The sequence below is a fragment of the Acinetobacter sp. COS3 genome, from assembly GCF_000475335.1.
Classification (GTDB): Bacteria; Pseudomonadota; Gammaproteobacteria; order Pseudomonadales; family Moraxellaceae; genus Acinetobacter; species Acinetobacter venetianus.
On sequence record NZ_AXCD01000078.1, the window covers coordinates 1 to 12696 of the forward strand.

13 protein-coding genes and 3 pseudogenes are annotated in these 12696 nt (G+C 37.5%); 13 read left to right on the plus strand and 3 right to left on the minus strand.

Annotated features, from left to right (window positions below; genetic code table 11):
* The 8 genes and pseudogenes from IO68_RS33970 to IO68_RS32035 all read left to right on the plus strand — a co-directional run.
* Positions 1–262: pseudogene (locus IO68_RS33970) on the plus strand (PAAR domain-containing protein); the annotation flags it as partial.
* The gene (locus tag IO68_RS32005; RefSeq protein ID WP_023014222.1) at positions 263–1078 is read left to right on the plus strand and encodes a hypothetical protein; all 816 of its coding nucleotides are present in this window, start codon (positions 263–265) and stop codon (positions 1076–1078) included.
* Between the two features lie 13 nt (positions 1079–1091).
* Positions 1092–1520 carry a hypothetical protein gene (locus IO68_RS32010; RefSeq protein ID WP_023014223.1) on the plus strand — a complete coding sequence of 143 codons (429 nt, stop codon included), beginning with the start codon at positions 1092–1094 and terminating at the stop codon, positions 1518–1520.
* Between the two features lie 53 nt (positions 1521–1573).
* A complete protein-coding gene (locus IO68_RS32015) occupies positions 1574–1981 on the plus strand; it encodes an NF045616 family extracytoplasmic (lipo)protein (RefSeq protein ID WP_023014224.1) in 408 nt (135 codons plus the stop codon).
* 75 nt (positions 1982–2056) lie between these two features.
* Positions 2057–2442: pseudogene (locus IO68_RS34265) on the plus strand (NF045616 family extracytoplasmic (lipo)protein).
* A 223-nt stretch (positions 2443–2665) separates the two neighbouring features.
* Entirely contained in the window at positions 2666–3397 is a 732-nt protein-coding gene (gene modA / locus IO68_RS32025; RefSeq protein ID WP_227502901.1) for a molybdate ABC transporter substrate-binding protein, read from the plus strand.
* A gap of 7 nt (positions 3398–3404) precedes the next feature.
* Positions 3405–4097, plus strand: coding sequence for a molybdate ABC transporter permease subunit (modB, locus tag IO68_RS32030; protein WP_023014227.1), 693 nt, complete (start codon positions 3405–3407; stop codon positions 4095–4097).
* Entirely contained in the window at positions 4094–4711 is a 618-nt protein-coding gene (locus IO68_RS32035; RefSeq protein WP_007481625.1) for an ATP-binding cassette domain-containing protein, read from the plus strand. The genes modB and IO68_RS32035 overlap by 4 nt, the downstream gene beginning before the upstream one ends.
* On the opposite strand, the gene IO68_RS32040 is transcribed toward IO68_RS32035, so the two are convergent.
* The gene (locus IO68_RS32040; protein ID WP_004878410.1) at positions 4706–4972 is read right to left on the minus strand and encodes a metal/formaldehyde-sensitive transcriptional repressor; all 267 of its coding nucleotides are present in this window, start codon (positions 4970–4972) and stop codon (positions 4706–4708) included. The two genes, IO68_RS32035 and IO68_RS32040, sit on opposite strands and share 6 nt — an antisense overlap.
* 56 nt (positions 4973–5028) lie before the next feature.
* On the opposite strand from IO68_RS32040, the gene dmeF reads away from it, so the two are divergent.
* The gene (gene dmeF, locus IO68_RS32045) at positions 5029–5970 is read left to right on the plus strand and encodes a CDF family Co(II)/Ni(II) efflux transporter DmeF (protein WP_023014228.1); all 942 of its coding nucleotides are present in this window, start codon (positions 5029–5031) and stop codon (positions 5968–5970) included.
* Positions 5971–6025: 55 nt separating this feature from the next.
* On the opposite strand, the gene chrA is transcribed toward dmeF, so the two are convergent.
* A complete protein-coding gene (chrA, locus tag IO68_RS32050; RefSeq protein ID WP_023014229.1) occupies positions 6026–7369 on the minus strand; it encodes a chromate efflux transporter in 1344 nt (447 codons plus the stop codon).
* A gap of 225 nt (positions 7370–7594) precedes the next feature.
* On the opposite strand from chrA, the gene tauA reads away from it, so the two are divergent.
* The 4 genes from tauA to tauD are packed head-to-tail and all read left to right on the plus strand — an operon-like array spanning position 7595 to position 11190.
* Entirely contained in the window at positions 7595–8635 is a 1041-nt protein-coding gene (tauA, locus tag IO68_RS32055; RefSeq protein WP_171068589.1) for a taurine ABC transporter substrate-binding protein, read from the plus strand.
* A gap of 9 nt (positions 8636–8644) precedes the next feature.
* Positions 8645–9436: a taurine ABC transporter ATP-binding protein gene (locus tag IO68_RS32060; RefSeq protein ID WP_023014231.1), complete on the plus strand. Its 792-nt coding sequence runs from the start codon at positions 8645–8647 to the stop codon at positions 9434–9436.
* Positions 9433–10314, plus strand: a complete 882-nt coding sequence (gene tauC, locus IO68_RS32065; protein ID WP_023014232.1) for a taurine ABC transporter permease TauC — start codon at positions 9433–9435, stop codon at positions 10312–10314. The genes IO68_RS32060 and tauC overlap by 4 nt, the downstream gene beginning before the upstream one ends.
* 30 nt (positions 10315–10344) lie before the next feature.
* Positions 10345–11190, plus strand: coding sequence for a taurine dioxygenase (gene tauD, locus IO68_RS32070; protein ID WP_023014233.1), 846 nt, complete (start codon positions 10345–10347; stop codon positions 11188–11190).
* 348 nt (positions 11191–11538) lie between these two features.
* Here tauD and IO68_RS32075 read toward each other — a convergent pair.
* A pseudogene (locus IO68_RS32075) lies at positions 11539–12632 on the minus strand (AraC family transcriptional regulator).
* Between the last annotated feature and the right edge of the window lie 64 nt (positions 12633–12696).

A 12696-nucleotide genomic window follows, 5' to 3' on the forward strand; every position in this document is an offset into this window, starting at 1 on the left:
CGAAAAACCCAGTACGGCTCATAATTTTGTAAAAGAGGAATCATTAACTTTTGATGAGCAAATAAAGTTAGAAGATACTCATGGTCAACCATACGCAAATATTGATTATATAGTTACATACGAAGATGGCACGACTAAACACGGAAAAACAGATGAGGAGGGAAATACAGAAAGATTAAAAACTGAAAAGGCATTAAGAATTATTTCAATAGATCTATATGTCGATAGTAATTGTAATGAATCATGTTCATGTGAGGTCTAAATGAATTTTAAAATAGTGCCAGATCTACATCTACCTGAAATTCCAGGGTTTAAAATACCTAATGCACCAGAATTGCCCACTGGAAAATCAATAATTAGGTTTGTAACAGATAAAATTGTTACTAATACAATTTCTAATTCAAAGGTAGTAATTAAAGAGGAAAAATCTAAAAAATATCGTTCTTTGACATCTGGTGAAATTTTGATGTGTCAAAGAATTTTTAAGGATTCTATAGATTATCAAAAAGTTAAGATTATTAATAAGGCCTTTATTCCAGCACAACAAGTACCTATGACACCACGAGGACATGTACATTATCCCGATGGATTAACTGGTTCAGATATTTACCAAGATGACTTTTCAAATCCAAAATTCTCTGAAAATCCTATTCGAGTAGATGGTAGTGATCTAAGAGTTAAAGCAAAATTAACATTTATCCATGAAATGACTCATGTATGGCAATTTCAGAAAGGCGTAAATGTACTAAAAAAAGGGTTAGTCTTACAAACTTTAGAATGGACTCTTCCTGATTCTATATATGATCCATATGATTATAAATTGGATGGGGAAACTAATTTTAAAAAATTAAATCCAGAACAACAAGCAAATATTTTGGCTGATTATTATGGGGTTATTCATCATTATAATGATATTAATTTTAGTGCAGCTTGGAGGAATAATAAAAAATATAATGCTGCATATATAGAAAATGTTGTTCAACCAATTTTACAGGATCCTAAAGGTTATCCTTTAACTTCTTTACAAGATATACAACCCGCTGCAGCTTTAGCATCTTTAGTTTTTTTAGTTTATTAATGAGGTGGTAAGTATGATTAGAAGTCCTTTTTTGATTTTACTATTTATTTCTTTAGTTGGTTGCAAAGAAAAGAAAGTGAACGATTTTAAATATGAATTTTATGGTGGTAAGATTTGTGCTTTAAAAACAAGTGATATGAAAGCAGCTAGTGATTTTGGGTTGTTAGATAGTTCATTTAAGTATAAAGAAGATGTTTTTGATGAAAAACTATCAGTTGACATATATGACGAAAGTTTAAAAAATTTATCTAATAACCAAAGTAAGTATATTTTCTGTTTTGACCCATTGAAAGTAAAATATAAAAGTTTGGAGACACAAATTAGACTAGAGATTAAAAAAGGTAAATATTTAAGACAATTTGAATTTATAAATTATTCGTGCTTGTCAGGACGTGATTCTAAGTTAAATTTGTCGAAAAATGAAATTGTTAAATGTAAATAAAATGGGAAGAGTGTGAGTGGTAGTAAATATTGACTGTCTTTTAGATTTTAAATATGAGTAAATGTGCTTTATTTGTTTTTATTATTATTCTTGCATACTTAATTGGATGTAATCTGCAAAGTAAGAATCTTGAGGTGAAACTTAAGCAGGGATATTTATGCGTATTTACGGATAACCCTAAAACACGTTATGGATTTGATAATAGTATTATAATTTCTACGGGTAAAATAGATCGTACAAGAGAATTTAAAAGTAACTATGAGCAACTTTACAAAAATGGGTTACTTCCTGTAGATGAAAAAAGTTGTGTCAAGATACCTATAAATTTTTTTGAGAAAAATGTTGTATACGAAATAACTCTAGAAACAAATAAGATCTATCATAGAAGTATTTGTGTAGTTGATAGTAAGGATAATTTAGGTATTAAGTATATTGATCCTGGGAAATCCAAATGTGATTAACTAATGATTTGTAAACAAAAGTCCGAATCCAATCCTAGAATAGGTGAAATTGATCCAATTAAATAGAGGTAAAACATGAGAACTGATATGTTATTTATTTTGTTAACAGTTAGTTTTTTATATTTAATTCGATGTGAATCTAAAATTAAGAATCTTGAAGTCAAAATTAACTACGATCACTTATGTGTATTTACGAATAACTCTAAAACCTATTATGATATTGATAATACGCTCCTAATTTACTTAGGAAAGATCGACTACAATAGAGATTTTAAAAGTACTTATGAAAAGCTATACACTAATGCCCCTCTGCCTAAAGATAAAAAATTTGTATTGCAATACCATTAAAAGTAATTGAACGTAATATTGCTTACGAAATTATTTTAAATACAAATAAAATCTTTCATACAAGTATTTGTGTTATGGATAAAGGTAATAAGCTAGAGGTTAGATATTTTTAGCCAGGAAAATCAACTTGTGATTGAGATTGACTTGCGATTTGTTTTGGATACAAGTTTCTTAATTTAAGTCTTATGAACAATGCATTACATACTTAATTTAAGATAGAAAACTGACGAAATCTCATTTTTAGTGTATCTTTATCAAGCGATATGTTTTTAGAAATATATCGAAATATGAGGATAGAAAATGCTGATCAAAAGACATAAGAAACATACGATAGGGATGATTTGTGGAAGTTTATTAATAAGCTCTCAAATCTATGCAGCTGATTCAGTAACCATTTACGCTGCTGCCAGCTTAACCAATGCAGTAAATGAATTAGATGTGTTGTATGAAAAAAATTATAAGATGCAAGTGAAAACCTCCTATGCTGGGTCTTCAACATTAGCGAAGCAAATTGAGGCAGGTGCTCCAGCCGATGTATTTATGTCAGCAGACATACAGTGGATGGATTATTTACAGAATAAACAAATCATTAACGCCAAAGATCGTATTAATTTATTAGGGAACCGACTTGTGCTGATAACCCCTAAAGATCATCCTCTAACACTTAAAATGGTTAAAGGATTCGATCCAAGTAAGGTACTACAAGGTAAGGTCTGTACAGGGGATACCAATAGTGTTCCAGTCGGAAAATACGCCAAGCAAGCTTTAAACTCACTCGGATGGTGGGAAACCATAAAACCTCGACTTGTTGAAACAGAAGACGTTCGAGTGGCTTTAAATTTTGTTGCTAGGGGAGAATGCCAAGCTGGAATTGTTTATGCAACAGATGCTGCTATCAGCAAAGACGTCGTGATAGCAGGTATTTTCCCAGAAGACACTCGCCCTCCAATTATTTACCCGATTGGTCTAGTTAAAAAGAATGCGGATTCAGTAAAGTTCTATCAATTTTTACAAAGTCAGCAGGCTAAAACAATATTTCAGAAGTATGGGTTTAGCGTATTAAAGTGATTCAGTCATGATATTAAACCCAGATGAGTTAGAAGTACTGAAGCTGTCTTGTAAAGTGGCTGCAAGTTGTCTCATCTTTAGTTTGATTCCAGCCATATTCATCGCTTGGGTTTTAGCAAGAAAAGAGTTTTTTGGTAAATCTCTATTCGAAACATTCATTTTTCTTCCTTTAGTTTTACCTCCAGTGGTGCCGGGTTATTTATTACTACAAGTTTTTGGAAATCGTGGATTAATTGGGCAATATCTCGCACCTTATGGATTGGAGTTTGCATTTAATTGGAAAGGAGCTGTGTTGGCTTCCGCTGTTATGGGTTTTCCACTTCTGGTCCAATCGGTACGCTTAGCAATAGAGCTGGTTGATCAACGTTTAGAAATGGCTGCTAAAACTTTGGGTGCTTCTTCGCTTGGTGCTTTCATGCAAGTGACCTTGCCTTTAGCCAGTAGTGGAATTTTAGTGGGTGGAATTCTTTGCTTTTGTCGTAGCTTAGGTGAGTTTGGCGCGACCATCAGTTTTGTAGGTAATGTTGCAGGTGAAACACGAACTTTGCCTTTGGCGATGTATAGTTTGATGCAACAACCAGATACTGAGACGGCTGTTTGGCGATTGATTATGATTTCATTGTCGGTTGCATTCCTTGCATTATGGTTTGCTCAATGGTTCAACCGTTATCAAAGAAATAAACGTGGTTTTTCATCATGATTGATTGTCATATCTCGATCCAGCAAGGGCAGTTTCACCTTGATCAAGCTTTTAGCTCTGCACATGCTGTGGTTGGTCTATTTGGTGCATCTGGTTCGGGTAAGACAACAATTCTTCATAGCATCGCAGGTTTGATTACGCCTCAATCAGGATGGATTAAAGTTGAGGATCAGACGTGGTTTGATCATCAACATAAAATAAACCTGAGCACGCAACAGCGCCGCGTTGGTTTAGTTTTTCAAGATGCACAGTTATTTCCTCATAAGAATGTAATGCAAAATCTGTTGTTTGGTTTTAAGCATATTCGACCAGAGCAGCGTCAGTTTGAACTCGACTATATGGTGGAATTGCTTAAATTAGGACATTTGACTGAGCGTATGCCGATCAAGCTTTCTGGTGGAGAAAAACAACGTGTTGCATTAGGACGTGCGTTGTTATATTCACCTCATTTATTGTTAATGGATGAACCGTTGTCTGCGCTTGATGCTGATCATAAAGCTGAAATTATTCCTTTTTTTCAAATGGTTAAAAATGAATTAAAGATTCCTATGCTTTATGTCAGCCATGACAAATCAGAGCTTGAACAACTGACCGAAGACATTTGGTATTTATAAGTAGCGTTGTAACAAAGCTAAAAACTTCTGCATTTCCTCATCATTTACATGATCTGCATCTTTCAGCACATGTTGTTTTAAATGTTGCTCTATGAGCTGATTCATTAAACCATTTACCGCACCTTTGACTGCGGCAACTTGTTGTAAAACTTCAATACATGAGCTTTCTGGGTTGAGTATGGATTTTTCAACAGCCGCAACTTGTCCTTGGATTCGTTTAACCCGATTTAAAATTTTCTTGTCATGATGGAGATGAGACATACTTTTTTCCAAAAAAAATATATACTGTAGGGGAGTATATTTTAAAGCTAAAACAAATGCAGCATAGTAACCTAGAAAGACGTCATTCACATCAGTTTGATCAAGGCAATCCTCTAGCGCAAAAGCGTATTTTAATTGCAACAATTTTGACTGCAATCATGATGGTTTTAGAAATAGCGGGCGGTTGGATTTTTAATTCAATGGCGTTATTGGCTGATGGTTGGCATATGAGCTCTCATATGTTGGCTTTAGGTTTAGCTTATTTTGCTTACCGAATGGCACGTCATTATGCGCATGATCCGCGATTTAGTTTTGGTACATGGAAAATTGAAGTCTTAGCTGGTTATAGCAGTGCAATCTTATTGATGGTTGTTGCTTTAATGATGGGTATTCAATCACTTGAGCGCTTATTTAATCCTGTTACGATTCATTTTAATGAAGCAATTCCGATTGCGATTGTTGGGCTAGTGATTAATTTAGTTTGTGCTTGGTTACTACATGAAGGTGGACATGATCACCACCATCATGATCATCATCATGGACATTCACACCATCACCATTCACATGATCATCATCATGATTTAAATCAAAAAGCGGCTTTTTTACATGTAGTTGCTGATGCCGTAACTTCAGTTTTTGCGATTATTGCTTTATTTGCAGCTAAATATTTTGGTTGGAATTTTTTAGATGCACTATTAGGACTTGTTGGAGCATTGTTGGTCGCAAAGTGGTCTTGGGGATTGATTCAGGAAACAGGGAAGACGCTATTAGATGCTGAAATGGAGCATCCTGTGGTCGCAGAAATTCGAGAGCTGATTGCAACGTTTAAGGATGTTGAAATTACTGATCTGCATGTGTGGAAAGTGGGCAAGGGTAAATTTTCTTGTATTCTCGGTTTAGAGACGACAAGTGCTGATTTAAACCCTGATCAAATCAAAGCTGAATTATCGATTCACGAAGAAATTGTACATGCCTCCATTGAGATTCATCACACCTAATCGATAAACCACACTAAAGCTGAGTTCTCTTTAGCTCTAGTGTGGTTTGATTTTTTTAGATAAGTAAATATAGGGCTAAACCACAAAGCGCTGAGACAAAAATCACGTACAGGACGTTGATTTGAAATTTAAATAAAGCGATCAATGCGGCAATGGTGATGAGTGCTGCACTATAATCAAAAGCTTGTTCAAAGCCATTTGGCCAAAGTACATGATAACTAAAAAATAATGCCAAATTTAATATGACACCGACGACTGCTGCTGTAATGGCAGTTAAAGGTGCTGTAAATTTCAATTCATTGTGGGTGGATTCGATAATTGGAGCACCAGCTAAAATAAATACAAAAGAAAAAAGAAAAGTAAACCAGGTAACGATGATTGCACCTACAACACCAGCAATAAAGAGATGCTCTACACCGAATAAAGCTTGATTAAAAGCACCCACAAAACCGACAAAAGCAACGATCATGATTAATGGGCCTGGTGTGCTTTCACCTAATGCAAGACCATCAATCATTTGTGTTGGATTGAGCCATGCATAATGATCAACTGCACCTTGATAAACATACGGCAACACAGCATACGCGCCACCAAATGTCAGTAAAGCAGCTTTGCTAAAGAACCATGCCATTTGAGTATATGTATGTTGCCAACCTAAGCTGAAGCTCAAAATAAGTATCGGCAAACACCATAAAATAGCGGCAATTATTAAAATTTTCCCGAGTCGAGACCAACTAAAGATCGCATGTTGGGGTAAAGGAGTATCATCATCAATGTGTGCAGTGCCGTAATTCTTTTGCTGATGCTGTTGAGCATTTTGTTGATTAAATAACTGAGGATAATATTTGCTAAATACATATCCTAATGCCGCTGCACAAAAAATAATGAATGGAAAAGGAAGACTAAATACAAAGGTGGCAATAAATGCTGCGACAGCAATTAACCATAAAAGGTGATTTTTTAAAGTTCGATGGCCAATACGATACGTTGCATGAAATACGATGGCTGTCACTGCGGGTTTAATCCCATAAAAAAGCCCTGCAATAATTGGAACATCACCAAATTGAATATAAATCCAAGACAATAAAATCAGTAGAATGAGAGAGGGTAAAATAAACAGTATCCCAGCGATTAGTCCACCAACGTTTCGGTGCATCAGCCAACCCATATAGGTCGCTAATTGTTGTGCTTCAGGGCCTGGTAATAGCATGCAATAGTTCAGTGCATGTAAAAATCTTCGTTCTGAAATCCAGCGTTTTTGTTCAACTAGCTCGTGATGCATCACCGCTATTTGACCTGCTGGTCCGCCAAAACTGATAAATCCCAGTTTTAACCAAAACCAAAAAGCTTGCCAAAATGGGATTGCTGGCTGGGTTGAAACATCGTTGGACTGCTGCATTCAGATTTCTCAGTATATTCTTTTACTCATTTAGGTCATTGAAATAAATCACCTAAGTCAGATAGGACATTTTAGCGATTGAATAATTCAGAATGATGAATATCTAAGGTAGCTTCAATTGAATTCATCAGATAATCTTAATTTCTATATATTAAAAATAAATAAGCAACGCATTTTTTCTTATTTTTAATCATAAAGCGTGGCGCATAACATAAGTCGATATTGTTGAAAGATCATCTAATTATGGCCATCAAGAACACGAAGCCGCTCATTGTTACAGCAATCGTCCTAGTGGCGATTGTTGCTTTTATTGTCTATCAAAATCAAAAAGATGCTACTCCAAACCTATCTAAAAATGGTCAGACCGTGGTGATAGCTTATCAAACTGGTGTGGATCCAACTAAGGTTGCTCAAGCCAATGGTGATTATGAACGTGATAGTAATCAAGCAATTCAATGGCGTAAATTTGATGCGGGTTCAGATGTGGTCAATGCATTAGCTTCGGGCGATGTTGTGATTGGCAATATTGGCTCAAGTCCATTGGCGGCTGCAGCCAGCCGTGATTTACCGATTGAAGTGTTTTTGGTGACGGCAAAATTAGGTGGTTCTGAGGCATTGGTGGTCAGCAACAAATCAGGCATTAAAACGCCGCAGGATTTGATTGGAAAAACCATCGCTGTGCCATTCGTTTCAACCACACATTACAGCTTATTGTCCGCTTTAAAGCATTGGAATATTGCAGACAATCAGGTCAAGATCATCAATTTGCGTCCACCTGAAATTACAGCGGCATGGGAACGTGGTGATATCGATGCGACTTATGTTTGGGAACCTGCATTGAGTAAAGTCAAAGCCAGTGGCCATGTATTAACAGACTCGAAACAGGTCGGTGAATGGGGTGCGCCAACTTATGATCTTTGGGTGGTTCGTAAAGACTTTGCCGAGAAAAATCCTGAGTTCTTGAAAGCATTCGTGAAGACCAGTTTGCAACAGATCGAAGCCTATAACCAAGACCCAAAAGCATTTGAACAAAATGCGGACAATATCCAAAAAATTGCTCAACTGACAGGCTCTGATGCGAAAGATATTCCTTTACTGTTGTCAGGCAATATTTATCTGAATGGCCAGCAACAACACGCAACTTTAGCGGGTGAATTCGCCAAGAATATTTTTGATACTGCAACTTTCCTAAAGAGCCAAGGTAAGGTGGATCAAGTCAAGCCTGATTACCAAAGCAATGTCACAACTCAATTCTTACAGCCATAGGAGATCGAAATGAGCGTATTAGCTGCTGAGCATCTTCATTTAACTTTTCCAAAGCAGATGGTACCAGTTCTTCAAGATATTAATCTGAAGATTGAAGAAGGCACTTTGACTGTGATTTTGGGCGAGTCTGGCTGTGGTAAAACCACGTTGTTAAATATCTTGGCAGGCTTTCAAGCACCGAGTTCGGGGCGGATTACACTGGATCATGAAATCGTGACTGCACCAGATGCACGACGTGCGGTGGTCTTTCAGGATCATGCGCTATTACCTTGGTTAAATGTCTCTGAAAATATCGGTTTTGCTTTACAGCTCAAAGGTTTAAAAGCGCAAGAAATTCAACAGCAAGTCGATGCTATTCTGAAAATTGTGGGTTTAAGCCATGTTGCTCAAGCCAATATCTGGGAATTATCAGGTGGCATGAAACAACGTGTCGGTATTGCACGTGCTTTGATTAGCCACGCAGCTTTTATTCTATTGGATGAGCCTTTTGCCGCTTTAGATGCTTTTACTCGTGAAACCATGCAGCAGTTGGTTCTGGATTTGTGGATTGAGCAAAATAAATCGTTCTTCCTAATTACCCATGACATTGAAGAAGCTTTGTTGTTGAGTAATCAACTGGTGTTGATGACAGCTCGACCTGGCAAGATCGTGGAAACTTTAAAGCTGGATTTTGCAGATCGTTATAAGCAGGGCGAATCGATTCGAGCAATTAAATCCGATCCAAAATTTATTCAATTACGTGAGCAATTGTTTGAACGTTTACGCGTGCAGAAACAAGCAGGGCATGAGGTGGCTGTATGACAGGGCAAGCAAAGAATACAGCCTATGAGGTGAGTAAGGTCGAGGAACTAGAATCGACAAACCAAGCACAGTCGGGTTCGTTTTTTAGTCCAATTGGTGCTTTTTTTACACGCCATCGTAGTTTAGCGCTGAGCCTTTCCAGTGTCTTGAGCGTATTGGTGATCTGGTATTTGATCACGGCATTAAAAATTGTCCCGAGTCTATTTTTACCGAGTCCACAAGCAGTATGGCAAAAATTTCTAGAAGTCAGCCAACAAGGTTTTATGAAAGCCACTTTATGGCAGCATTTGGCCGCGAGTATTTCTCGTGTTTTGTTGGCTTTAGTTGCTGCGATTGCCATTGGTGTACCTTTGGGTTTATGGATGGGATTGAACAAATGGGTACGTGCTGTACTGGATCCTTTGGTTGAGTTATTGCGCCCGATTCCACCGTTGGCTTATTTACCCTTATTGGTGATTTGGTTCGGCATTGGTGAAACCACCAAGGTACTTTTGATTTTCTTTTCGATCCTTGCACCTGTGATTATCAGTAGTACGCATGGCGTGTTGAGTCATCAGCTTAATCGTGAGCGTGCAGCCTTATCATTAGGGGCGAGCCAGTCACAAGTGTTTTGGCATGTGATTCTGCCGACTGCGTTACCGCATATTTTAACGGGTATTCGCATTGGTTTAGGCGTCGGTTGGTCAACATTGGTGGCTTCAGAATTAGTCGCGGCAGATCGTGGTATTGGTTTTATGGTGCAGTCGGCGGCGCAGTTCCTGATTACGGATACCGTCGTGTTGGGCATTATTGTGATTGCGATTGTCGCAGTCAGTTTTGAATTATTCTTGCGTTGGTTACAGAAGCAATTATCTCCTTGGTATGGTCAACAGCTGTAAGTGCAAATAGTAAAGATGAGAGAGTTAGAGATGACGTTAAATATTGAAATAATTAAACCAACAATCGGTGCAATTATTCACGATGTTGATTTAAACACGGCTGATGAACATACCACCCAACAAATTCAGCAAGCATTGCTTGATCATCATGTCATTTTCTTTCGCAATCAGCAGCTAGCGCCACACGCGCAAGCTGAATTGGCACGTAGCTTTGGTTCTTTGCATATTCATCCGATCTATCCATCAGTCGAAAATGTACCTGAAATCATTGTACTGGACAGCTGGAAACAGGATTTACGTGACAATGAGCTTTGGCATACCGATGTGACCTTTAGCCAGAAACCACCATTGGGTTGTGTATTACAAGCCATCAAGATTCCGCCTGTAGGTGGCGATACGTTATGGTCGAGTGGGGCAGCTGCATTTGCTGCGCTAGATCAAGATTTACAGAAGAAGTTAAAAGGCTTAACCGCAACGCATGATATTCGTCAATCTTTCCCGATTGAGCGTTTTGCGCATAATTATGTTGAGCGTCAAAAGCTGGAAGAAACCTTTAAGCGTAATCCGCCTGTTGTTCATCCTGTAGTGAGAACGCATCCAGTTACAGGTCAGCCAATTTTGTTTGTGAGTGAAGGTTTTACCACACGTATTAATGAGTTGGATGAGACCGAAAGTGCTGAATTGCTGCAGTACTTATTTGCGCATGCCACCAATGAGCAGTTTCATCTGCGTTGGCAGTGGCAGGCGGGTGATGTAGCGATTTGGGATAATCGTTGCACGCAGCATAAGGCTTTATTTGATTATGGTGATGCGCATCGAATTATGCATCGTGCCACGATTAATGGTGATGTACCATTTTATCAAGCGGCAAGTTAAAATTTAGTTTTGATAAAAAGCTTGGGTAAAATCCTGAGCTTTTTTATTTTTATAGTTTGATCCCTTCGGTTTTATTTTATAATTTGATCGCTTCGGTGGAATCTTACAGAGATCTCATCCTATTTTAGGATTTGCCTTCGGCTGGAGTTACTTTTTTGAAAAAGTAACCAAAAACTTTGTCATCCACAAAACCTGTTTACTTCCAACATCTCTTTAAATTAATCGCAGAAATAGCATTTGATTAATCTCACGCAGGTTGTGGATGACGTGTAGCACCAGTGATTTCAGGGATAAGTTCTTTATAAAATGTTGGATAGCAAAAATTAATCCAGAATTTTCAAAGTATATTTAATTAAGATGAGTCTCTTGTTTATAAACCGAAGGGGCTTGTCCTGTCCAACGTTTAAAGGCGCGTCGGAATTCACGTAATTCGCTAAAGCCCAATTGTAGGCTAATCTCACTCAGGGATAGGTTCTTTTCCAGTAATTGTTTAGCTTTACGCTCCAAGACATTTTGTCGAATTTGTTGGAAACTCAAACCTTCAGATAATAATTTACGTCTTAAATGGCGTTCACTCATTTGCAGATGATCTGCTGCTTGTTGCATCTCAAAACGTTCAGGTAAATATTGTTCAATCAAATGCTCGACTATATGCACAAAGCCGACTTGATTGAGCTGATCAATTTCTTTTAAAGCCTGTTTGCAGATTTGTATCGCCGTAGCGTAGTTCGCGGGGCTGTAATTTTTGAGATTTCGACTGAGCATGCTGCTTTTAAAATGAATTTTATTGCTGGTAGTATTTAACTGAACACGGCAGCCAAAAAGATATTGATAATCTTCTAAATTTGCGGTGGGAGCATAGTTAAGTTCAAGCCCAATAACATCATCGTGGTCACCTAGCATTGCATTTAAACAGGCAATTACACTACTAAATAATTCATCGTAAAAAAAAGCTTTGAGATCAAAAGTTGGGCTCGATTCAGTCACTTCTAGCGTACAAATATCATCGTGAATTGAAAATTCGATGTTCAACACACTACCTGAAACGCGATGAAATTCGAGTGCTATTTCCAGTGCATCGGCAACAGTCTTACAAGATTGCATTGCAAAGCCTAATATTCCCATCGAAATGAGACCTTCACTACGACCCATTTTTAAACCTAAATCAGGTTGGCCGTAGGCAGTGATTGCCTTACGAATAACATCACACATTTGGCTAAAACGAACAAAGCCATTGCTTTGCTGGACTTGATCTAAATCTAAACCAGAATCTTCAAACCATTTTTTATAATCCCATTCTTGTTGTTCTGCATAGTGGATCAAGCTTGCCAAAATCGTAGCTGGTATAAATTGCTGTGTGCTTTCCGCATGAATGATTTGTTTAGGCATAAGTCCGTTTAGCCCCCCAAAAGAAGATTCTTTAACCCTTTTGGGTATCTCATAATTTTGTTTAACTTTCAACATGCTTTATTGCAGTTAGAAAAAGAATTTACAAAGGGTGTGCCA